The organism is Bradyrhizobium sp. 63_E2_N1_3, assembly GCF_052076005.1.
Lineage (GTDB): Bacteria > Pseudomonadota > Alphaproteobacteria > Rhizobiales > Xanthobacteraceae > Bradyrhizobium > Bradyrhizobium barranii.
Genome location: NZ_CP197235.1, coordinates 2,550,174 through 2,572,566 on the forward strand (window position 1 = coordinate 2,550,174; position 22,393 = coordinate 2,572,566).

The 22,393-nt window shown below is 63.7% G+C and carries 21 protein-coding genes; 14 read left to right on the forward strand and 7 right to left on the reverse strand.

The features are described from left to right. Positions 1 to 26 precede the first annotated feature (26 nt). Entirely contained in the window at positions 27 to 470 is a 444-nt protein-coding gene (locus tag AB7531_RS11755) for a potassium channel family protein (RefSeq protein WP_063981851.1), read from the forward strand. Positions 471 to 665: 195 nt separating this feature from the next. Here AB7531_RS11755 and AB7531_RS11760 read toward each other — a convergent pair whose 3' ends face one another. Further along, positions 666 to 1,349 (reverse strand): helix-turn-helix domain-containing protein, encoded by a 684-nt coding sequence (locus AB7531_RS11760; protein WP_063981852.1) that lies wholly within the window; start codon positions 1,347 to 1,349, stop codon positions 666 to 668. A gap of 221 nt (positions 1,350 to 1,570) precedes the next feature. On the opposite strand from AB7531_RS11760, the gene AB7531_RS11765 reads away from it, so the two are divergent. Then, positions 1,571 to 2,194, forward strand: a complete 624-nt coding sequence (locus AB7531_RS11765) for a response regulator transcription factor (protein ID WP_063981853.1) — start codon at positions 1,571 to 1,573, stop codon at positions 2,192 to 2,194. Between the two features lie 183 nt (positions 2,195 to 2,377). Continuing rightward, positions 2,378 to 2,746 carry a response regulator transcription factor gene (locus tag AB7531_RS11770; protein ID WP_441279958.1) on the forward strand — a complete coding sequence of 123 codons (369 nt, stop codon included), beginning with the start codon at positions 2,378 to 2,380 and terminating at the stop codon, positions 2,744 to 2,746. A 14-nt stretch (positions 2,747 to 2,760) separates the two neighbouring features. On the opposite strand, the gene AB7531_RS11775 is transcribed toward AB7531_RS11770, so the two are convergent. Genes AB7531_RS11775 through AB7531_RS11785 form a run of 3 tightly spaced genes read right to left on the reverse strand, consistent with a single transcriptional unit; the run spans position 2,761 to position 5,955 of the window. After that, the gene (locus AB7531_RS11775) at positions 2,761 to 3,345 is read right to left on the reverse strand and encodes an invasion associated locus B family protein (RefSeq protein WP_063981855.1); all 585 of its coding nucleotides are present in this window, start codon (positions 3,343 to 3,345) and stop codon (positions 2,761 to 2,763) included. Between the two features lie 22 nt (positions 3,346 to 3,367). Further along, positions 3,368 to 4,255, reverse strand: a complete 888-nt coding sequence (locus AB7531_RS11780; RefSeq protein WP_436855603.1) for an alpha/beta hydrolase family protein — start codon at positions 4,253 to 4,255, stop codon at positions 3,368 to 3,370. A gap of 11 nt (positions 4,256 to 4,266) precedes the next feature. Beyond that, the gene (locus AB7531_RS11785) at positions 4,267 to 5,955 is read right to left on the reverse strand and encodes an aspartate:alanine exchanger family transporter (RefSeq protein ID WP_063981857.1); all 1,689 of its coding nucleotides are present in this window, start codon (positions 5,953 to 5,955) and stop codon (positions 4,267 to 4,269) included. A gap of 134 nt (positions 5,956 to 6,089) precedes the next feature. Between AB7531_RS11785 and AB7531_RS11790 the strand changes: the two genes are divergently transcribed. From AB7531_RS11790 to AB7531_RS11810, 5 genes are all read left to right on the forward strand, one after another. Beyond that, positions 6,090 to 6,764 (forward strand): YoaK family protein, encoded by a 675-nt coding sequence (locus tag AB7531_RS11790; RefSeq protein WP_063981858.1) that lies wholly within the window; start codon positions 6,090 to 6,092, stop codon positions 6,762 to 6,764. Then, positions 6,761 to 8,458, forward strand: a complete 1,698-nt coding sequence (locus tag AB7531_RS11795; RefSeq protein WP_063981859.1) for a SulP family inorganic anion transporter — start codon at positions 6,761 to 6,763, stop codon at positions 8,456 to 8,458. The genes AB7531_RS11790 and AB7531_RS11795 overlap by 4 nt, the downstream gene beginning before the upstream one ends. 182 nt (positions 8,459 to 8,640) lie before the next feature. Beyond that, positions 8,641 to 11,394 carry a beta-eliminating lyase-related protein gene (locus AB7531_RS11800; protein ID WP_063981860.1) on the forward strand — a complete coding sequence of 918 codons (2,754 nt, stop codon included), beginning with the start codon at positions 8,641 to 8,643 and terminating at the stop codon, positions 11,392 to 11,394. A 12-nt stretch (positions 11,395 to 11,406) separates the two neighbouring features. Continuing rightward, positions 11,407 to 13,104, forward strand: coding sequence for an aspartate:alanine exchanger family transporter (locus AB7531_RS11805; protein WP_063981861.1), 1,698 nt, complete (start codon positions 11,407 to 11,409; stop codon positions 13,102 to 13,104). Between the two features lie 35 nt (positions 13,105 to 13,139). Continuing rightward, positions 13,140 to 13,574: a hypothetical protein gene (locus AB7531_RS11810; RefSeq protein ID WP_063981862.1), complete on the forward strand. Its 435-nt coding sequence runs from the start codon at positions 13,140 to 13,142 to the stop codon at positions 13,572 to 13,574. 55 nt (positions 13,575 to 13,629) lie between these two features. Here the strand turns inward: AB7531_RS11810 and ppk2 are convergent, their stop codons facing one another. Both ppk2 and AB7531_RS11820 read right to left on the reverse strand, forming a co-directional pair. Continuing rightward, positions 13,630 to 14,430: a polyphosphate kinase 2 gene (gene ppk2 / locus AB7531_RS11815; RefSeq protein WP_085402452.1), complete on the reverse strand. Its 801-nt coding sequence runs from the start codon at positions 14,428 to 14,430 to the stop codon at positions 13,630 to 13,632. 2 nt (positions 14,431 to 14,432) lie between these two features. After that, entirely contained in the window at positions 14,433 to 14,885 is a 453-nt protein-coding gene (locus AB7531_RS11820; RefSeq protein ID WP_028149181.1) for a hypothetical protein, read from the reverse strand. 174 nt (positions 14,886 to 15,059) lie between these two features. Between AB7531_RS11820 and AB7531_RS11825 the strand changes: the two genes are divergently transcribed. The 6 genes from AB7531_RS11825 to AB7531_RS11850 all read left to right on the forward strand — a co-directional run bounded on the left by AB7531_RS11825 (position 15,060) and on the right by AB7531_RS11850 (position 21,965). Beyond that, a complete protein-coding gene (locus AB7531_RS11825; RefSeq protein WP_063981864.1) occupies positions 15,060 to 15,470 on the forward strand; it encodes a hypothetical protein in 411 nt (136 codons plus the stop codon). Beyond that, positions 15,463 to 16,695, forward strand: coding sequence for an HlyD family secretion protein (locus AB7531_RS11830; RefSeq protein WP_063981865.1), 1,233 nt, complete (start codon positions 15,463 to 15,465; stop codon positions 16,693 to 16,695). The genes AB7531_RS11825 and AB7531_RS11830 overlap by 8 nt, the downstream gene beginning before the upstream one ends. Positions 16,696 to 16,838: 143 nt before the next feature. After that, positions 16,839 to 18,728, forward strand: a complete 1,890-nt coding sequence (locus tag AB7531_RS11835; protein ID WP_085402453.1) for a sensor histidine kinase — start codon at positions 16,839 to 16,841, stop codon at positions 18,726 to 18,728. Between the two features lie 141 nt (positions 18,729 to 18,869). After that, positions 18,870 to 20,600, forward strand: coding sequence for a DUF3300 domain-containing protein (locus AB7531_RS11840; protein WP_063986189.1), 1,731 nt, complete (start codon positions 18,870 to 18,872; stop codon positions 20,598 to 20,600). Beyond that, entirely contained in the window at positions 20,597 to 21,517 is a 921-nt protein-coding gene (locus tag AB7531_RS11845) for a DUF2950 domain-containing protein (protein WP_063981867.1), read from the forward strand. The genes AB7531_RS11840 and AB7531_RS11845 overlap by 4 nt, the downstream gene beginning before the upstream one ends. Next, a complete protein-coding gene (locus AB7531_RS11850) occupies positions 21,501 to 21,965 on the forward strand; it encodes a hypothetical protein (RefSeq protein WP_063981868.1) in 465 nt (154 codons plus the stop codon). The genes AB7531_RS11845 and AB7531_RS11850 overlap by 17 nt, the downstream gene beginning before the upstream one ends. A gap of 17 nt (positions 21,966 to 21,982) precedes the next feature. Here AB7531_RS11850 and AB7531_RS11855 read toward each other — a convergent pair whose 3' ends face one another. Then, positions 21,983 to 22,330 carry a RidA family protein gene (locus AB7531_RS11855; RefSeq protein ID WP_038958155.1) on the reverse strand — a complete coding sequence of 116 codons (348 nt, stop codon included), beginning with the start codon at positions 22,328 to 22,330 and terminating at the stop codon, positions 21,983 to 21,985. Positions 22,331 to 22,393 lie beyond the last annotated feature (63 nt).

A 22,393-nucleotide genomic window follows, 5' to 3' on the forward strand; every position in this document is an offset into this window, starting at 1 on the left:
AAGCTGAAAAGGATTGGCGGCGCTCGATGCTTCTTCAATTCCTCGTCGGTACGCTGGTCAGCGTGATCAATATCGGAATCCATGCGCTGGTGACCATCGTCGCCGTCGGGATCGCCCGCGGCGCGGGCTTGCGGCAAACCAGGAGACCAAGAGCGCATCTGATGGGTGTCATGGTCGCGACAGCCGTGGTGTTGCAGGTCGCGCATACGCTGGAGGTTCTGGTGTGGGCTCTGATGTATGAAGTCGTTCAGGCCGCCGCACCGGGCAGTGATGCGCTCTATTTCGCCTTCGTCAACTACACCACGCTCGGCTACGGCGATATCACGCCGGTGCGCGAATGGCGCCTCATCGGCCCGTTGACGGCTATGAATGGTGTCCTGCTGTTCGGCTGGTCGGCCGCCATCCTGTTCGAGGTCTTGCGCAAGACTCTCGAGCACCTCGGCGTAACCCAGGCGCCTGGCCTTAAATGATCCTGATACCGATGGAGGCCTCGGCCAGAGCCGAGCTCACCCCAGGAAAAGGATCATGGCCGTGAACGCCACCGGCAGCGTCCCGAACAAAACGACTGCGATCCGAAATGCGGTCTCGTTCCACATCGGAAGAGGCTAGCATCGGACGGTACCGGTGTGATGTGCAGTTTGTGCCATTCGCCGGTGTCGGCCCGCTCAAGGCTGCAGGTCGAGGCTTGCAAGCTGGTGCCGATCCAGCAGCACGATCTGACGCTGGGTGTTGCCGACGAAGCCGAGGGCGCCGAGCTCATGGAGCCGTGACAGCGCGCGGGATACCGTCTCCAGCGTCAGGCCGAGGTAATCGGCGATATCGCGCCGCGACATCGGCAGCGCCATGACGCCGGACGCCGTCAACCGCCCGTCCATCTCGAGCAGGAACGCTGCGACCCGCTCCAGCGAGGTCTTGCGTCCCAGCAACAGCATGTGGTCCTCCGCATGCTGGAGGTTGTTCGTGGTCATGCTGAGCAGGTTTCTGGCGACCATCGCATCGCTTTCGGCCACCATTTCGAGGCTTTGCCGTCTGACCAGGCGCACCGTGGTGTCGACGATCGCTTCCGTGGTGAAGCGGTGCTCGTTGCCGTTCTCCAGGCCAAAAATGTCGCCGGCGAGGTGAAAGGCGCCAATCTGCCTGCGGCCGTCCGACAGCAGCTTGTAGCTTCGCACCGCACCGGACGTCACCTGATAGACATATTCGGCGGGCTCTCTCTCCCCGTAGATTTCGCTGCCCTTTTTATAGGTAAATTGGCTTAAACTGACGAGCGCATTTGAATCGCTGGTCATGCCGAGGTCACGAAGGGAGTTGGGACGCGGCGTCGAATCCGCTGCAATGCGAACGAACATAGGCCAACTCCTCAGCTCATCGCCGAATTGGTCTGTCGGACGAAAACTCTCGCCGCTGGGAATGCGCCGCGCCGTCCCACTCCCGTCGAAGTTGATTTACGACTAAGGCGGCATTCTCATCCATTGTCCCAAGGTTCATTGTACCAAGGGACAGCGTGGACGCCTGTTGGGAGGTTGTTGCGCGGATTGAGAAGCTGTCGGAATTCAGCAAGAGGTGATGCGTGCCCGGCCTTGTTCACGTGGTGGACGACGACGATTCCTTCCGGACGGCGATCGCGCGCCGGTTGAAGCTCGCGGGCTACGACGTTGCGACCTACGCATCGGCGCAGGATTTGCTGGATGCGTCGCCTGATGACGCACAACCGGGATGCATCCTGCTCGACGTGTGGATACCGGGGCTGAGCGGCCCCGACTTGCAGACCCGCTTGGTCGCGTCGGGCTCGACGCTGCCAATCATATTCCTGACCGGACACGCCGACACGCCAACCACGGTGCAGGCCATCAAGGCCGGCGCGGAGGATTTCCTGACCAAGCCGGTATCCTCCGAGCAGTTGATCGCTGCGATTGAGCGCGCGATGGTGCGCCAGCACACCGCGCAGGCGCATCGCGGAAGGCTCGAGACCTTCCGCATTCACCTCGCCGCATTGACGCATCGCGAGCGTCAGGTGTTCGATCTCATCGTCCGCGGCAGGATCAACAAGCAGATCGCGCATGAGCTTGGAACCACCGAGCGCACCGTGAAGGCGCACCGCCACCAGGTGATGGAGAAGATGCAGGTTCGTTCGCTGGCGGAGCTCGTTTCGATCGCGGAACGGCTTGGAATGCTCGATACGAGCGACGATTAGCTGATTTGTCGTCACGGCACAGTTCCCGCGGTGTGACTTCCCCAAGAGACAATATGAAATTCGTTGGTGCGGTGCTGCCATGCACGGCGGCGAATGCGGCGCTTTGCCTGACACGCAAGTAGACCAGGCGAATATGGCGCCGGCGCCGCCGTGATCAGTCATTCGTCTCGAAGGGGCACTTCCTTGCCAGAGCGTGACTCTGTTTTTGTCGTCGATGACGATCCGTCCATCCGGACCAGCGTGAACAGACTGCTCCGCGAGCATGGCTTTGCCGCGACGCTCTTCGACTCTGCTGGAGCCTTGCTCCATCACGGCAGCTTCGACAAGGCGATCTGCATCGTTCTCGATATCGACCTGAACGGAAGGTCCGGCATCGACCTGCGCCGGCAACTGGCCGAGGAGGGTGTCACCGCACCGGTGATCTACATCACCGGAAATGACAGCTCGGCGAACCGCGCGGCGGCGGTCGCGTCCGGATGCATTGCCTATCTGGTCAAGCCATTTATGGCGCAGTCCCTGATCGAGTCGGTGGCGCGTGCGTCGGCTGCGTAACGCAGCATGGCCGCTCATTCGTCGACATATTGCTCCAGCGTCCTGGCCGGTGCGCCCTTGTGGACGGACGCGAACTGCGCCAGCGGCACCGAGGTCGTCAATGCCAGAAGGTTTGAATCGACGACCTCGAGGGCAAGTGTCTTCCCTGACTCCATCTCCTTGATGATCGCGGGAGGCGCGACGTCGGCCGCAATGCAGGCGTTGGTCAGGCACCAGCTGTAAGGGATGCGGAGGGGGCTGCCCTGGTCGACGGTCAGCTTCGCCGGCTGTTGCAGGTACATGCCGACGGGCACGAAGAGTTGCAGCCGTGCCGAGGGAGTGCCTTCGCGCTCGATCAGGTCCACGCGCACGGCCGTCTGGCCGGTTGGAAACTTGCCGGTGATTGAGGTCCGGCACAACGTCGGCGCACCGCCTGCCTTGAAGCAGAGCTTCTGCCAGTCTCCGTAGACGATGTCCTTTGCCTCGCGTTGGCCGCGCGTCGCGACCTCGGCGGGTTTATCGGCCTGCGCGGATTTAGGCGCGGCGATGCCGGCACATGTCGCGCTTCCGGCGACCGCGACGACCAGCAGGCCGGAGAGACAATTGCGGGGACTTGGCATGATGTGCCTCCGAACCTGAATTTTATTTCTGCGGGTCGAGGAAGTTCGCCACTAGCGGCGACCACAGCGGGATCGCGTCCGGCGAGCCGATGAAGAAATGGCCCTCGCCGCCGAAGGGCGGCATCAGATGATACTCGGCCCTGCCGCCGGCCGCGGTGAAGGCCTCATGCATGCGCTTCGACAGGTCGGGGCCGAAAAACGTGTCGTTCTCGATGTAGATCCACAGCATCGGCACCCGCGACGTGCTGCCGAAATCCGCGGTCGCCTCGACCAGCTTGTCGGGTGCACAATTGTTGTTCGGCTTGCCGCCGACCCGCCCGCCGCGGCCGGCGGCGAAGGTGATGATGGCCTTCACCTGTGGTGGGTTCACACTGGACAAGGCGATGGAAGCCCAGCCTCCGGCGGACTGGCCGACCACGATCACGTCCTTTGGAATGATGCGTCTCTCGGCGGCCATGTAGTCGATGATCCAGAGATCGACCTTGGCGACTGCGAGGCCCGCATCATGGAAGTTGGGGTTCGTGCACTTTCCGACCTTGGAAAAGAATGGCCCATAGAGCGCGCGCTCGGGAATGTCGATGGCGGCTGCGCCATATCCGGTGCCGACCGGCGCCACGACGAAATAGCCGCGTTTGGCGAACCACTTCGCTGCATCGCGGAATTCCACCAGCGGAAAGAAGCCGCGATCGACCGGCTTGAGCGACACGCCGTGGTTCATGATCGCGAGCGGGAAGGGGCCGTCGCCGACGGGCCGCACCACATAGGCGAACATCGGAAGCGGCAGCGGCAGCGCCCAGATCTCCTCCTGGATGCGGACATTGTCCTCGGCGCGCACCGGCAGGACGAAGGCGGCGAGGGTAAGTAGAGCCATCACGAACGGTCGGATGATTGCGGCCAATTGCCTGCGCATCGTCGCCTCCGTCAGCCGGTGTAGGTGAGGGCCACGATAATCGGGCCGAGTACGGTCAGGACGACATTGCCGACGGCGTAGGGCACGGCGACGCCGAGCACCGGCGTCTGGCTCTCGGCGACGTCGCAGGCTCCGGTCACCGCAGCATCGACGGTCATGGCGCCCGCCAGCGCACCGCAGGTGATGACCGGATTCATGTGCACCACATAGCGCGCAAACAGCGTCGCGACGATCAGCGGCACCAGCGTGACGACCAGGCCCATTCCGACCAGCAACACCCCGTGGGCCTGGATCGCAGTCCAGGCCGCGGCTCCGTTGCCGAGACCGATGGCGGCGATGAAGCCGCCGAGCCCGAGATCGCTCAGCGTCTGCTGCGCGGCGGGCGGCAAAGCGCCGATAGTCGGCCGGCGCGACCGTAGCCAGCCGCAGACGAGGCCCGTGATCAGCGCGCCGCCGCCGCCGCCCAGGGTCAGCGGAATACCGCCGACCTTGAAGCTGATGAGGCCTGCGAGCAGGCCCGCCGCGATACCGGTTGCGAGAAAAGCGATGTCGGCGCGGTCGCCGGAGCGCAAGATCTGTCCGACTTTCGTGGCGGCGCGCTCGATGTTGCGGGTGCTGCCGACGAGCGTCATGACGTCGCCCACATAGACGCGGGTATCCGGGCCCAGGGGGACCTCGCGGCTCATCCGGGTCAGCGTGCGGAGATAGACGCCGCGTGCGTCGTTGCCGACGCGTTCGGCGATCTCCTTGATCGACCGGCCATGGAGATCGCGGCTGTCGACGAGGACGTTGATCACGTTGCCCGGAATAGCCTTCAGAATCTCGTCGGCATCGATCTCCTTGCCGATGACCGGCTTTGCAGCGACGAGGGACGCCGTTCGCCCGGCAATGACGATGTCGTCGCCCGATTCGAGAATGGTGTCGAGGCGCGGCTCAACGTCGGCTCCATCCCGCACTATTCGCTCGACGACAGTGCGGCTGCCGATTTCCTCTTCGATATATTTGACCGTGCGTCCCGCGGCGGTCGAGACCCGATAGGCGCGCGCTTGGAATTTCCGATAATGGAGATTTTCGTTCTGTGGCGGATTGCCGCCGGAAAGCTCCGCCTCCAGTTTCGCCGCCTCCTCCTTCAAATCGACCCCCATCAGCTTCGGCGCGACAAACGGCACGTACAGGAGTGTGAGGATGTAGCCGAGGACGTAAGTGACGGCGTAGCCGGCGGCGATGTTCGCCTCCTGCTGCTTAAAGGCGTCGTTGGGCAGGCCGAGTTGCGCCAGCGCGCCAGAGGCGGTGCCGATGATGGAGGATTGTGTCAGCCCACCGGCGGCAAGTCCCGAGGCCGTGCCCGGATCGAGCTTGAACGTGAAGGCGAATATCAGGACGAGGATCAGACCCGTGCCGCCGAGCACGAGCGCCATGACGACCTGCGCCAGAGTGCGGATGCTGAGGGACGCGAAGAACTCTGGGCCGGACCGGTAGCCGATCGTGAACACGAACAGACTGAACAGAATCACGCGCAGCAGCGAGGGGAACGTAAAGGTCCCGAGCTGGCCGATGAGCACGGCGACGACCAGGATACAGGCCGTCGTTCCGATCGAGAAGCCGCGAATCTTGACGCGACCAAGCACCGTACCAATCGCAATGGCGAGCAGCAGGAAGATCTCCGGAGCCGTGGAGATGATCCACCTAACGGTGCCCATGGCGCATGCCCTCCAGCAATTTCCGCCGAATCTGGTTCGTGGAACCAGGCGACGCTTGATCCAGATCAATCCTCCCCAAGGCAAGCTGTCGCCTATGGACCCATGCAGGAGTTAGGAGAGCCGATGTTTCGGACATGAGCACGATGGATATCGCCGCTGCTTCGTCGATACGCCGCGACGAGACGGTGCAAATTGCGTTGTTGCTCGCCTTCGCCGGCGGCTATCTCGATGCCTACACCTGGATCATCCACGGCGTGATGGCCAACGCGCAGACGGCCAATCTGGTTCTGCTTTGGGTCTATGGTTCGATCGGCAACTGGCCGGAAGCGCTGCATTTTGTCCCGCCGATCCTCGCATTCGCGGTCGGTATCGTGGTCGCAGCGTGGCTTCGCCGGGCGACCGGAGACCGTGCCAGCGCCATCAGCACGTTGATCGAAATACTGCTGCTGATTGCCATCGGCATCTTGCACAATCGCCTGCCGGACCTCGCCGGCACGCTGGGCATCTCGTTCGTCGCCGCCATGCAGACCGCGGTCTTCACCAAGGTCGAAGGTGTGGCCTACAGCTCGGTGATGATTACCGGCAACATGCGGCACGCGATTGAGAGCGTGTTCGCCGCAGTCTCAGGAGGCGGTTCGTTTCGGCGCCCCGGCATTTTTGCCGCACTATGCGGCACTTTCGGCTTTGGAGCCGCCGTCGGCGCCTTCGCGACCAAGCAGATTCCAAATCTGGCGCTTGGTGTCCCCGTGATCGCTCTCCTGATCGTGCTGCTGGGCTGCGAAGCAAACCGCGCCGAGGCCCGCACATGAACACGTTCGGGCCGATATCGCGATTCTTTCCGCCCGCGACCTGGCTTGCGGACTATCGCAGCGCCTGGCTGCGTCCGGATGCCATCGCCGGCATCACGCTCGCGGCCTACGCCATTCCGGTGTCGCTCGCCTACGCGACGCTGGCCGGATTGCCGCCGCAGATCGGCATCTATGGCTATATGCTTGGTGGGATCGGCTACGCGCTGCTCGGGTCGTCGCGCCAGCTTGCGGTCGGTCCGACCTCCGCGATCTCGCTGATGATTGCGGCCACAGTCGGGGCGCTGGCCGGCGGAGACGCGGCGAAATATGCCGAGATCGCGAGCCTTGCCGCCTGCGCGGTGGCGCTGTTGTGCCTGATCTCCTGGCTGTTCAAGCTCAGCATTCTCGTTCGCCTGGTCAGCGACAGCATATTGGTCGGTTTCAAGGCCGGCGCCGGGCTCACCATCATCATGAGCCAATTGCCGAGCCTGTTCGGCGTCGCCGGAGGCGGTCACAATTTCTTCGATCGCGCCATCAAGCTCAGTGGTCAGCTCGGCGACACGAAGCCGCTCGTTCTGGCGATCGGGGCGATCGCGCTGGTGCTCCTGCTGCTCGGAGAACGGCGTCTGCCGGGAAAGCCGGTCGGACTCACGATCATGGCGCTGTCGATCGTGTTTGCGACGCTGCTTGGCCTTGCGTCCCTCGGGGTGCCGGTCACCGGGACGATCCCCGAAGGGTTGCCGGCGATCGGAATACCCAGGTTTGGTCTGCTTGAGCCCGACGAACTCTTTCCGCTGGCCGCGGGATGCGTGCTGCTGGCCTATATTGAAGGTGTGTCTGCGGCCCGCAGCTTTGCCGCCAAGCATGGCTATGCCCTTGATGTCCGGCAGGAGTTTTTGGGCCTGGGGGCAGCGAATCTCGTCGCCGCATTCGGCCACGGCTATCCCGTCGCCGGCGGCCTGTCGCAATCCGCCGTCAACGACAATGCGGGCGCGCGCACCCCCCTGGCGCTGGTGATCTGCTCGGCGACGCTCGCACTGTGCCTGCTGTTCTTCACGGGGTTGTTGACGAATCTGCCCAAGGCCGTGCTGGCGGCTATCGTTTTTGCGGCCGTCTACAGGCTGGTGGACATCCGCGCGCTGTTGCGGATGTGGCGCGTCAGCCGGTTCGATTTCTATGCGGCGGCGATTGCGCTCGTGTCCGTGCTGCTCCTTGGGATCCTGCAAGGCGTCCTGCTCGCGGCCATCGCGTCGATCGTCCTGCTGCTGGCACGCGCCTCACGTCCGAATGTCGCGTTCCTCGGACGGCTGCCCGGGACCGGCCGCTACTCCGACAACGCGAGGCACGAGGGTGTCGAGCCGCTCGTCGGCGTCATCGCCTTTCGACCCGAAGCTTCGTTGCTTTACATCAACGCCGAAACGATCCTGGAGTCGGTGCTGGATGCCTTGCTGAGATCGGTCGATATCAGGCTGGTGATTTGCGACCTCTCCGCATCGCCTTACATCGATCTGGCCGGCGCGGGCATGTTGCGCGACCTTTACGATGAGCTCGCCTCCCGGCATGTCGCCTTCTGCATCGTCGGTGCGCATGCGCAGCTGCGCGATCTGTTGCGGGCGGAGGGACTGGCGGAGAAGACTGACAGCGGCGACTGGCTGCGGTCGCTGGACAGCGTTCTTGGCGATGCCCAGCCCAACGATGCCCGAGGAACGGTCTGATCTCTCCGCTGCCCTCCAATCGGTCGGCGACGGCCTATTGCGTTGCGAAGAGGCGTCACGGCCGTGCTCCCCGCCCCGGCATATCGCGCGACCGTTGACTTGGATCAATAGAGCAAGCGGCGCTGCACTCACGATCCGGCATCACTCATGCCCTACGGCTTGATATGGATCGGGAGTGAAACATGTCCAAAGACGCCAAGCCCGCGCAGAAGCGCATCGATCAGTTCCTGTCTGGCCCCGGTGGACGGGCGGACGACTGGCGCGATCTGGTGGAAGCGGCAAAGGTGTGGGCCCGCGGCGGCGATCGTGCAAAATACGATGCCGCGCTGGCCGATCTGTCTGTGACGGAAGAGTTTCACGGCTATCCCGGTCTGCAACTGATGGGGGCCCTGCGGGAAGCAGCCGCCACTGGCGATGCGGCAACGTCGCTCGCCCTCGCGACGCGGCTGACACAGGCCCTGACGACGAGGTCCTTCCGCCAGCATACCGGCGACTGGAATGTGAATGATGAGGACAATGGCGACGCCTCCGATCTGGTGCCGCAGATGTTCGGGCAGCACACCGCGCGTCGCCCCTACTTCGAAACCCTGATCGTCACCGGCCTCTCGTCCGCCAAATGGCTCGCGCTCGCCAACGAATGGCGCAAGCTGCGGCGTCCGGTCGATCAGTTCGTCTATGAGCCGGTCATCGTCGGCAGCCTCGAAGACGCCTTCTGCGCCACGATGCTGAACCCCAACATCGCAGCCGTCGTCATCAACGAAGGCTTCACCCTGCGCTCGCGGCACGATGCCCCGGTGCTCCGCACGTTGACGGCATCGGCGGGACTGAATGACGAGTCCGACGCGTCAGCGCTCCGGCTGGCCCAAATCGTCAAGCGGGTCCGTCCCGAGCTCGACCTTTATCTCATGTCCAACCGCGACGTGGAGGAGATGGCCGGAAATCCGGAAGCAAACGTCGTTCGCCGCATCTTCTATTCCATCGAAGATCTGCTCGAGCTGCATCTCTCGATCCTCGAAGGCATCCAGGACCGCTTCGACACGCCGTTCTTCGACAATCTCAAGAAATATGCGCAGCGTCCGATCGGGACGTTCCATGCGCTGCCGATCGCGCGCGGCAAATCGGTTTTCAAGTCGGACTGGATTCGCGACATGGGCGAATTCTACGGCTTGAACCTGTTCCTGGCCGAGAGCAGCGCGACCACCGGCGGCCTCGACAGCCTGCTGGAGCCGACCGGAACCATCAAGAGAGCGCAGGACAAGGCGGCGCGCGCGCTTGGCGCGGATCGCGTGTTCTTCGTGACCAACGGTACCTCGACCTCGAACAAGATGGCGGTGCAGGCGCTGCTCGCGCCCGGCGACATCGCGATCGTCGATCGCAACTGCCACAAGTCGCACCATTACGGCATGGTGCTGGCCGGCGCCCAGCCGATCTATGTCGAAGCGTTCCCGATGACGGCATATTCGATGTATGGCGCGGTGCCGCTGAAGACCGTCAAGCAGGCCCTGCTGAATGCGAAGGCGGATGGCCGGCTCGACCGCGTCAAGATGCTCGACCTGACCAACTGCACTTTCGACGGTCACATCTACAACACCCGCCGGGTGATGGAGGAATGCCTCGCGATCAAGCCCGACCTGATCTTCCTCTGGGACGAAGCCTGGTTCGGCTTTGCGCGCTTCTCGCCTTACCTGCGGCGGCGCACCGCGATGGGCGCCGCCAATGAGATCGAGGCCTGGATGCACGACCCGAAATCGGTCACGGCCTACGAGAAGCAGCAGGCCGAGCTCGGCAAGAACCCGTCGAACGAGGTGCTGCTCAACGCCCGGCTGATTCCCGATCCGCGTCAGATCCGCCTGCGCGTCTACCAGACCAACTCGACCCACAAGTCGATGTCGGCGATCCGGCAGGGCTCGATGCTGTCGGTCAAGGACGTCGAATTCCATACGGTCGAGCAGCAGTTCAAGGAGGCGGTGTTCACGCACGCATCGACCAGCCCGAACCAGCAGCTCATCGCGAGCCTCGACGTGTCGCGGCGCCAGATGGAGCTCGAGGGCTATGGTCTCGTGGCCAATGCGATGGAGATCGCGTTCGCTATCCGTAATGCGGTCAACAACAATCCCCTGATCTCGAAATATTTCCGCATCCTTGGTGCGGACGCGATGGTACCCGCGCAATACCGCCAGAGCGGCTTCACCGACTATCTCGCGGCCGGCACGAACTGGGCGAACATCCTGAAGAGTCTGGACGACGACGAGTTCTGCCTCGATCCGACCCGGATGACGCTGGTGTGCGGCACCGCCGGTTACGACGGCACGCAGTTCAAGGGCATCCTGGCGAACGAGTACAACATCCAGATCAACAAGACCTCGCGCAACTCGGTGTTGTTCCAGTCCAACATCAACAACACCCGCAGCGACGTCGCGCATCTGGTGAGGGTGCTGGCCGAGATCGCGGGCGAGGTCGACCGCGGACTTGTCCAGGGTGGCGCCAATGCGAAGAAGACATTCGAGGCGCGGGTCAAGAGCCTGATGACCGACGTGCCCGACCTGCCGAACTTCTCGCATTTCCACGATAGTTTCCGCGGCGATGCCGGCACCAAGACCAACGAGGGCGATATCCGCAGCGGCTTCTACTCGGCCTATGACGCAGCCGGATGCGAATATATCCGGCTCGGCGATCCCGAGATCGACCGCCGCCTGAAGGCCGGCCCCGATCTCGTCTCGGCCAGTTTCGTGATCCCGTATCCGCCGGGCTTCCCGATCATGGTGCCGGGCCAGGTCATCACCCAGGAAACCATCGACTTCATGCGCAAGCTCGATGTGAAGGAAATCCACGGCTACGACGCCAAGGAAGGCTTGAAGCTCGTACGCACCGAAGCCTTGGCGAAGATCGGCCGGCCCAAGCCGGGCGCCACGCCGAAGCTGAAGGCCGCATCATAACAGGGGACGGTCATGCAAGGCTTTTTCACGTTCTTGCAGCAGAACCCGTTTCTGCTGCTGTTCTTCGTCGTTGGCCTCGCCGTCTGGATCGGCCGGGCCAGCATCAAGGGCTACGGCCTCGGCATGGTCGCCGGCGCCATCGTGGTCGGCGCCGGGCTGGCGGTGTGGGCCTCGACCTACGGCGTGAAGCTCGAGCTCAACAACTTTGCAAAGAGCTTGTTCTATTACCTCTTCATGTACGGCGTCGGCCTGCGCGTGGGGCCGTCCTTCATCAACAGCCTGAAGGGCGATGGCCTCAAGTTCTGCATCTTGGCGCTGGTGTCCAGCGTCCTTGGTCTGGCGCTCGTCGTCATCTGTTCAAGACTCTTCGCGCTTCCGATCGGCGCGGCTGGCGGCATGCTGGCGGGGTCGCAGACCATGTCGGCCGCAATCGGCTCGGCCGAGCAGGCGATCACCTCGGGCGTCGTCAAGCTTCCTGAAGGCATGAAGCCCGAGGATGCGTCGGGCATGATCGCGCTGTCCTACGGCATCACCTACATCTGGGGTACCGTCGGCATCATCCTGATCTGCAAGTACCTGCCGCGGTGGTGGGGCGTCGATGCCAAGGCGGCGGCCAGGCAGTACGAGAAGGAGTTTGGCGTCAAGGATCTCGAGGGCGGCGGCCTGACCGGTTATCGGCAGTTCGGTCTGCGTGCCTATCGGCTGGAAAATCCGACGCAGGTCGGCATGAGCATCGCCAAATTCCGCTCGATCCATCCGGAGTACCGGATCGTCAACGTGGCGCGCGGCGGCGAGCCGCAGGGAGCCGATCCTGCGTTCGTGCTGCAGAAGGGCGACGTCGTCGCGCTCGGCGGCTCGACGGAGCATCTCACCGACAAGATGGGCCTGATCGGCCCCGAGGTTGCCGACACCACGGCGCTGGGCATTCCCATGGATCAGGCCGACATCCTCGTCACCAACAAGGAGATGGTCGGACGCACCTTTGAATCCTTCCGCGACACGGCGATCGCCGGCCAGTTGCAGGTCACCAAGGTCGAGCGTGGTGGTGTACCACTTGCCGCCGGTCTCAAGACCGAGCTGCAGCGGATGGACATCGTCTCGGTAGTCGGCCTCAAGTCGGCCGTCAACGAACTCGGCGAGATGTGGGGACGCATCGCGCGGACCAATACGTCGACCGACCTGCTGACGCTGGCCGCGGGCATGATCCTCGGTTTCTTGATTGGCATGATCGAATTTCCGGCCTTCGGTGCCAAGATCGGTCTCGGCAATGCCGGCGGTCTGTTGCTGTCGGGCGTGATCGTGTCGTCGCTGGTCTCGCGGCTGCGCTTCTTCGGCAATACGCCGAACGCGGCGCGCAACGTGCTGGAGGACCTCGGTCTCGTGGTCTTCGTCGCCATCGTCGGTGTCAATGCCGGTGCCGGATTGCTGGCGCAGCTTACCGGTGCCGTTGCCTTGAAGATCTTCGTCGCCGGCTTCATCGCCTGCACGATCCCGCCGTTCATCGTCTGGGCGATCGGCTATCACGTCTTCAAGATCAACCCGGCCGTGCTGATGGGCGGCGTTGCCGGTGCGCGGTCGCACTCCGGCCCGTGCCGCGAGGCCGCGGTGGAGATCCAGAGCTCCGTGCCCTGGATCGGATTTCCGGTCGGCTACGCGGTGTCGGGCATCCTGCTCACCGTGTTCGGTTACTTTGCGATGATCCTGGCCTAATAGCTCGACGTCATAACAAGAGGAGAACGTGAGACATGAGAAAAGTCGCCATCTATGCCGCCTTGGCCGTCTCGCTCGCGGGCGTCGCCGGTTTCAGTACGTCATCGCGTGCCGACACCGGCCAGGTTGCCGTGGTCTTCACCAAGGGCGGGTTCATCGTCGGCGTCGGTGGCGGCGAGGGCGTTCTGCTGTACCGGGGCAAGAAATATCCCTTCACCGTCTCAGGCATGAGCGTCGGTTTCACGATCGGCGCCTCGACCACCAAGCTCGTCGGGCGCGCACTCAATCTGAGGGGGCCGGAGTCGATCGAAGGCTCCTACGCGGCGGGCGGCGCGGGCGGCGCGGTTGCCGCGGGCGCCGGAGCCGTTCAGTTGCAGAACGGCAATGGCGTCATCCTCCAGCTCAGCGGGCCGAAGGTCGGCGCGGAAGTATCGGCTGCGGTTGGCGGCGTCACGATCCGGCTGAAATAGGCCCGGGAGGGCGCTCAAGCTAAACGGGCTGCGTCATCGCAGCCCGTTTCGCGTTTCAGTAGCGTTCCTCGACGAACTTCAGGCCGCGCAGGCTTGCCTGGTCGTTGTAACGTCCCTTGTGGGACCGTGGCGGAAGCTTGACCTTCTCCCGCTTGACTTCCTTGTAAGGGATAGTTCTCAGGATGTGCGAGATAACGTTGAGCCGCGCTCGCCGCTTGTCGTCGGAGCGGATCAGTCGCCACGGTGCATGCTTCGTGTCGGTCGCCTCGAACATCATGTCACGCGCGCGCGAGTAATCGTACCAGCGCCCGAACGACTCGGTGTCCATCGGGCTCAGCTTCCACTGCCGCAGCGGATCCTCGATACGCGCCTTGAAGCGGAGCTCCTGCTCCTCCATCCCGACCTCGAGCCAGAGCTTGATCAGGACGATGCCGGCGTCCACGGCGAATTTCTCGACCAGCGGACACAATTCCAGGAAGCGCTTGTGTTCGGTCGGCGAGCAGAAGCCCATGACGTATTCAACGCCGGCGCGGTTGTACCAGCTGCGGTCGAAAATCACGATCTCACCGCCGGCCGGGAATTGCTCGATATAGCGCTGCAGGAACAGCTGGGATTTCTGCCGGTCGGAGGGCGCGGGCAGGGCGCAGACACGGAACACGCGCGGGCTCACCTTTTCGGTCAGCGCCTTGATGGTCCCGCCCTTGCCGGCCGCGTCGCGCCCCTCGAAGATGATGATCACCTTCAGTTTCTGGGCTCTGACCCATTCCTGAAGGTGACACAACTCGACCTGGAGTTTTTCGAGCTCCTTCTCATAGTCCTTCCGCTTCATCCGCTCCACGGGCGCGTCATTGGCCATGCTCAATCACCCCAGGAAATGGTCACGCCGATGTCGCCGGGAACACCGCCTGGAAAATCGATGATCTGATACGCGATGCGATAGCCGCGCGGTTTCAGGTAATCGCTCCAGAGCTGGAAGATTTCCTTCGGAATTCCGGTCAGGGTGTTCTCCCAGCCCGCTTCCATCTGATTGATAGCGCGGCCCTTGTCGGTGCACAGCGTGTTGGGGAAGCGATAGACCTGAACCTCGGTCAAGCCGTTCCGCACCGCACGCTGGATGATCGTCGAGGCGAGCTTGATCTTCTCGTCCTCGGTCTTGCCAGAAGGCTTGCTGAGGCGTTCAATGAGGGCGTGTTTCTCGGCTTCGGCGGCGGCGGCAAGGCGCGCATATTCGTCGGCCTTCGCTGCCTCCTTGAGGGCTGCTTCCTTGCGGATCTGCGTGGCACTGGGGATGAGATCATCGATGCCGGGCATGGCAGGCGGCTCCTGTTGTTGCACGTCAACTTTCAGGCGAGGCTAGGTGGGGCCGTTCCAGGCCCGTTGATCCAAATCAAGCAATTGCGCCACCCGATACCGACACTGCATTCGACGCATTCAAGTGGAAACGCGCCTGTCGAGGAGAGAACGTTGAGCGAGCAACTTCATCCGATGGCCCCGCATCATCTGCCGTTCTATCTCGCGCCGGGAAGCGGGGTGGACCCGCTGATGGTGGTGATGGGGATCTTCCTGATCGGCACCGTGCTCTGGGTGGGCACGCTCTATTGGAAGCTGCACAGCCTGCCTGAGCGCATGGCGCACAAGTCGCAGAAGCTGCAATTCGAGATCGTGGCGGTGCTGGGCATCATCTCGCTCTTTACGCACTTGCACATTTTCTGGGTGGCCGGCCTGCTGCTCGCGATGATCGACCTGCCCGATTTCGGCACGCCGCTGCGCAGCATTGCCGGCTCCGTCGAGAGGATCGCTGACGCCGCTCCGGGCGACGGGCGCGAACCCGAGCAACCGAGCCCCCCACCGGCAGAGAAGTCAGTCCCCAAGGAGAAGGAGCGCAGCCATGTTTGAGCTCATGTTCTGCTCCCTTCTGACCATCCTGCCCGACTATCTCTACCGCCGCTATGCGCAGGGCAAGCGCTTCGGCAAGGAGATCACGTTCTTTTCCATCTGGTACGAGCTGCGATGGGGCATCACCGGCTGCCTGATGCTCACGGTGTCGCTCATCACCATGATCTTCTACTTTCACCCGTCAACGACCTCGGCGACGCTGTATTACCGTACGGTGCCGATCCTGCCCGAGGGCTCCGGCCGGGTCGCGGAAGTCAATGTCGGCTACAGCCAGGCGGTGAAGAAGGGCGACGTACTGTTCACGCTGGATAGTTCGAAGCAACGCGCGGCTCTGGAAACCGCCAAACGCAAGATCGCTGAAGTCGATGCGTCGCTGACGAGCGCGGAATCCGACGTGGTCAAGGCCGAAGCGCAGATCCAGGAAGCCAAGGCCAACCTTCAGCAGGCCAAGGATGAACTGGACGTCAAATCCGAGTTGCAGCGTCGCAATCCCGGCATCGTGCCGCAGCGCGACATCGAAAAGCTGCAGGTGCTCGTCGATCAGCGGCAGGCTGGGGTCGACTCCGCCACGGCTTCGAGGCAGTCGGCAGCCTTGCGCGTTTCAACGCTCTTGCCGGCCGAAAAGGCCAGCGCCGAAGCGACGCTAGCCGAGGCGCAGGTGGATCTGGACAAGACTTTTGTCCGCGCCGGCGTTGACGGGCGTGTGGAGCAATTCCTGGTCCGCGCCGGCGACGTGGTCAATCAGCTGTTGCGGCCGGCGGGTGTGCTGGTTCCGGCGGGCGCCGGCCGGCAGAGTCTGCAGGCGGGCTTTGGCCAGATCGAGGCTCAGGTCTTGCAGGTCGGCATGGTGGCGGAAGCAACCTGCATATCGAGGCCGTGGGTTATCATTCCGATGGTCATCACCAATGTGCAAGACTACATCGCGGCCGGACAGTTCCGCAGCGGAGAGCTACTCGTTGAGGCGCAGAATGTCGTGCGGCCCGGTACGATCCTGGCATTCATGGAGCCGCTCTACAAAGGCGGCCTTGACGGCGTGACGCCGGGCAGCAGCTGCATCGTCAACGCCTACACCAGCAATCACGAGGAGATCTCGGCGAAGGAGACCAGCACCGGCCGGGCCATTGTCTTGCATGTCGTCGACGGCGTCGGGCTGGTGCATGCGCTGCTGCTGCGCATCCAGGCGCTGCTGCTGCCGATCAAGACGCTGGTGCTGAGCGGGCACTGAGGTCCCAGGTCGGATTGTTTCGCGAATGGACCGTCCTGCGTGCAGCTTGACTGCGTCCTCGGCACTGTCGAAGCGGCCCAGTTCTCGCTAGAATTGTGGTCCGGAGGCGCCGGAGCGCGGCCGAGGCGGAGGGGAGCGGGCGCATGATCAGGGCGTCGGTCAAGCAGTGGCTGGTTGCGACCACGCTGTTGGGTCTAGGCCTGTTGCTCGCCGCGTGCATGCTGTCTGGGCCCGCGCGAGCCGCTGAGCCCGGCTCGGCTGCGCGCAGCGAGCCAAAGCGCGTGCTGATCCTGCATTCCTTCGGCCGCGAGTTTCGCCCCTGGAGTGAATATGCGCGGAGCATCAAGGCCGAGCTCGAGCGGCAATCGCCCTGGCCGCTCGACGTCCAGGAGCACACGCTGCTCACCGCCCGTTTCAACAGTCCAGGCCCCGAAGCGCCTTTCGTCGATTATCTCGGTTCGCTCTACCAGGGCAGGCCGCCCGATATCGTGCTGAGCATCGGCGCACCTGCGGCGCGGTTCGTGCAGAGATACCGTGCGAAGCTCTTCCCGGAAACGCCGACGGTGCTGACCGTGGTCGAACAACGGCTGGTGAACCGCCTGGACCTCACCGACAATGACGTGGTCGTGTCCGTCCGCAATGATTTCGTGGCGGCCTTCGAGAACATTCTCAAGCTCTTGCCCGATATCAAAACGGTCGCCGTTGTGGTCGGTGCCTCGCCCCTCGAGAAATTCTGGATCGACGAGGTGAAGCGGGAGTTGAAACCGCTGGAAGGCCGGCTCGACCTCGTCTGGTACTCCGACCTGCCGTTTGAGGAGATCCTGAAGCGCGCATCGGTGCTTCCGCCTCATTCCGCGCTGTTCTGGGGGCTGATGTTGGTCGATGCCGGCGGCATTGTCCACGAGGGCGATATCGCCCTGCACAGGCTGCATGCTGTCGCGAACGCGCCGATCTTCTCGTATCAGGAACCTTTCTTCGGCGACGCCAGCGTCGGCGGGCCCATGCACTCCATCGCCGAAACCAGTTCGAAGACCGTCAGTGCCGCGATCCGGATCCTCGGCGGCGAGAAGCCGGCCCGCATCAAATACGAGCCGATCGGATTCGGGCCGCCGAAATATGATTGGCGGGAGTTGCAGCGCTGGGGGATCGGCGAGAGCAGTCTGCCGCCGGGCAGCGAAATCCTGTTTCGTGAGCCGGCCCTCTGGGATCGCTATCATTGGCAGATGCTGCTGATCGCGGCCGTGATTTTGATACAGGCCGGCTTCATCGGCGGACTTCTGAGCGAGCGCCATCGCCGCCAGTTGGCCGAGATCGAGTCGCGACAACGCCTGACCGAACTCGCCCACGCCAATCGGTACTCGGCCGTCGGCGAGTTGACGACGTCGATTGCCCACGAGCTGAACCAGCCGCTCGGCTCCATTCTGACCAATGCCGAGACGGCGGAGCTTATGCTCAAAGCCACTTCACCCGACATCAACGAGATCCGCCAGATTCTGGCCGACATCAGGCGCGACGATCAGCGGGCGTCCGAGGTCATCCGCAGGCTTCGAAGCGTCCTGAGGAAGCGGCCGTTTGAAATCAAGGACACCGAACTGAACGACACGGTACGGGAAGCAATCGGCCTGGTGACGGCGCTCGCCGACGGGCGCCGGATCACGCTGGCTTACGCGCCAGCCGCTGCGGAGCTGCACGTCAAGGGCGACCCCGTGCAGCTGCAGCAGGTCGTTCTCAACCTGATCATCAATGCGTTGGATGCGGTCTCCGACGCGGACATGAAGAAGCGCGAGGTCGGCGTATCGACCGGGCGCGCCGGGGGCCACGCCGAGATCCGGATCGCCGACACCGGTTCGGGCATTGCGGTCGGCGACCTCGCGAACATCTTCAATCCATTCTTCACGACCAAGCCTCAGGGCATGGGTATGGGGCTCGCAATCGTCAAGACCATCGTCGAGGCCCATCACGGCACCATAGCCGCCGAGAACCAGCCGTCGGGCGGCGCGCTGTTCACGATCAGGCTCCCGATCATCCACTAGCGCAGACGTTTAGCGATCCGGCGGCGCGGCATTGCTCTCGCGCCTCAACAAGGCGGCCAAGCAGGCCTTCGTTGATCTTGATCAATAAACGCCCATGCCGCGGCCCGATCTTGGTGGCCGGAAAGTTCGATGGAGGATGGCATGTTTCGCTGCGGCAAGATCCTGATGGCGCTTGCGTTGATGCTGACGATGCCGATCACCGCAACCGCGCAGACGGCTGACAAGCCGGCGGCGCCGAGCACGCAGGCACAGCCCGCAAGTCCGCCTCCGCCGAGCGCCGAACTCCTGAAACCCGAGCAGCTCGAGGCGCTGGTGGCGCCGATCGCGCTCTATCCCGACGAGCTGCTGGCCAATGTCCTGGCGGCATCGACCTATCCGCTGGAAGTGGTGCAGGCCGATCGCTGGCTGAAGGAGCGCAAGACGCTGAAGGGCGAGGCGCTGAAGGCCGAGGTCGACAAGCAGGCCTGGGACGACAGCGTCAAGGCGCTCGCCAGCACCCCCGATGTGTTGTCGATGATGAGCGACAAGCTCGAATGGACCCAGAAACTCGGCGATGCCTTTCTCGCCCAGCAGCCCGACGTGATGGACGCGATCCAGCGCCTGCGCAACAAGGCCTATGACAACAAGAAGCTGGTCACGACCAAACAGCAGAAGGTCAGCGTTCAGAGCCAGGAAGGCAAGCAGGTTGTCGTCATCCAGCAGGCCGATCCCGCCGAGATGTACGTGCCCTATTACGATCCGGCGACGGTCTACGGCACCTGGCCCTATGCGGAGTATCCGCCGTATTACTGGGGATATCCGTCCTATATCGGCGCCGGCGTGGTTGCGGCCGGCATTGCCTTTGGCACGGCCTGGGCGATCGGGCGCTGGGGCAGTTACTGGGGCGGCGGCTGCAACTGGGGCAACCGCAACGTCTACGTCAATCATCGCACCACCAACATCGCCAACGGCTGGCAGCACAATCCGGCGCATCGCGGCGGCGTGCGCTATAACAACACCAACGTCCAGCAGCGTTTCGGCAACAACAATGTGAGGGCGGGCGCGTCGGACCGGATGGATTTCCGCGGCCGGGACGGCAACCAGGTGCTGCGCCCGAGCCAAGGTGCGGGAGACCGGGCTGGAGATCGCGCCGGCGACCGTGCCGGTGATCGTGGCGGTCCGGGTGACCGTGCAGGAGATCGTGCTGGTGATCGCGGTGATCGTGCCGGCAATCGCGGCGACCGGCCCGGCGGCGGCGATCGTGCTGGCGCGGGAGATCGTGCCAAGGGTGGTGGAGATCGCGCCAAGAATGCAGGCAAGAATGTGGGTAAGGGCGGCGGCGATCGTGCAAAGGCTGCGAATCGAGCCGGCGGCGGCGCTGCCGCCAATCGAGGCGGTGGCGGCAATCGCGGCGGTGCGATGAACGTCTCGTCGGGCCGGGCGGCGGCCGCAGCATCGGCGCGCGGACGCTCCAGCATGGCGAGCATGCCGCGCGGCGGTGGCGGCGGAAGCTTTGCCGGGCGCGGCGGCGGTGGCGGAATGGCCATGCATGGTGGTGGTGGTGGTGGTGGCTTCCGTGGTGGTGGAGGCGGAGGAGGAGGCCGCGGCGGTGGCGGCGGTGGGCGGCGCTCCGACATCGCGCTGAAGCATGACATCGTCCTGCTCGGCCATCTCTCTAACGGCCTCGGCTATTATCGCTTCAGCTACATCGGCAGCGACAAGGCCTATGTCGGCGTGATGGCGCAGGAGGTGGAGAAGGTGATGCCTGACGCCGTGACGCGCGGCAGCGATGGTTATCTGCGCGTCTATTATGACAAGCTTGGCCTGACATTCCGCACCTACCGCGATTGGCTCGCCGACGGCGCGAAGATCCCTGCGGAGGTGACGCCATGATCGGCCTGAAATCGCTCCATCGCGCGATCCTGCCGGGCGTGGTGGCGCTCGCCATGCTTGGCTCGGCGGCACAGGCGCAGCAATCCTACAAGACACCGGAGGATGCGGCCGCCGCGCTCGCGGCCGCAGTCAAAAGCGGGCCGGGCGACATTTTGAAGGTGCTCGGCAGGGCCGCCGAGGATATCGTCTCGTCCGGTGACGAGGTCGCCGACAACGACATCCGTCAGCGCTTCACGTCGATGTACGACGCCAAGCACGGCATCAAGGCGGAGGGCAACAAGACCGCGACCTTGATACTGGGGCCGGACGATTTCCCGTTTCCGATTCCGCTGCTCAACACCAAGACAGGCTGGGCGTTCGACACCGACGAGGGGCGGATCGAGGTGCTTCGCCGCCGCATCGGCCGCAACGAGCTCGACGCGATCCAGACCGCGCTTGCCTATGTCGATGCCCAGAATGAATACGCCGACACGGATCGCGGCGAGGGCGCTGGTGTCTACGCGCAACGCTTCCTTTCCACGCCCGGCAAGAAGGACGGCCTGTTCTGGCGTGACGACAGTGATCCGAGCCCGCTCGGCGCGCTGGTCGCGGAGGCCTCGGCCGAAGGCTACAAGCAAGGCACAGGCGAGGCACCCGCGCCTTATCACGGCTACTACTTCCGAATACTGAAAGGCCAGGGTTCCGACGCGGCCGGTGGCGCGCTCAACTACGTCGTCAAGGGCAAGATGATCGGGGGCTTCGGACTGATCGCTTGGCCCGCCGAATACGGCAATTCCGGCGTGATGACGTTTCTCGTCAATCATGCCGGCACCGTCTACCAGAAGGATCTCGGCAACCGCACGGCTGTCATCGCCGAGCGCACCACGCTGTTCGATCCCGACCAGACCTGGAAGAAGGTCGATGCCGCGAAGCCATAAACCGGAACGCATGCGGCGCGCGACCGCAATCGGCCTTGCCGCGCTCGCGCTCCTCCTGCTCGCGATGCCGGCCACGCCGTCGTTCGCGCAAGCGAGCGGCCATGTCCAGGTGAGGTTCGTCAAGGCTGGCCTGCTGGTCGGAGGCGGCACCGGCAGTGGCGTGCTGAACTACCGCGGTCGGAATTATCCCTTCAAGGTCTCCGGCTTGAGCGTCGGCATCACGGCCGGTGCGACCGTCGGCAGATTTGATGGCCGGGCATCAGGCATCCGCGATGTCGGCGACTTCGTCGGCACCTATAGCTCCGTCGGCGGCGGCTTCGCACTCGTCGGCGGCGTCAACGGCGCCCATCTGCGCAACGAAAAGGGCGTGACGATCGTGCTGCAAGGCCCGAAGGCCGGACTTGAGCTCGCCTCCAACATCAGCGCGATCACGATCGCCTGGAAGTGAGCGCCTCGAGCCTGGGGTTACCGGGCCGCGATGGCCGTCATCTCGAGTTTGACGCCTGGACCGAGATCGGCCACGCCGATCGCAGCGCGCGCCGGCAGGTGAGCTTCCGCAAAGTGCGCCTTCCAGGCCGCATTGAACTCCGCCTTCTCCTTCAGGTTGGTCATGAAGATGGTCACCTGCAAGACGTTGGCGAGATCGGAGCCGAGCGTCGTCAACAGGCGCGCCAGCTGCCCGAGGACGTCGTTGGCCTGGCCCGACATATCGAGGCTGGTGTCCTCGGGGACGATCCCGCCGATGTAGAGCACGCCATTATGCTCGACCACTTCGTGGAGGAGTCCTTCGTAGGGCAAGACGCGCTGGATCATGATGAACCGATGCTGCTGTGGGGATGGGCGGCATATCGCACATTTCCATGTCGATGTCGTTTG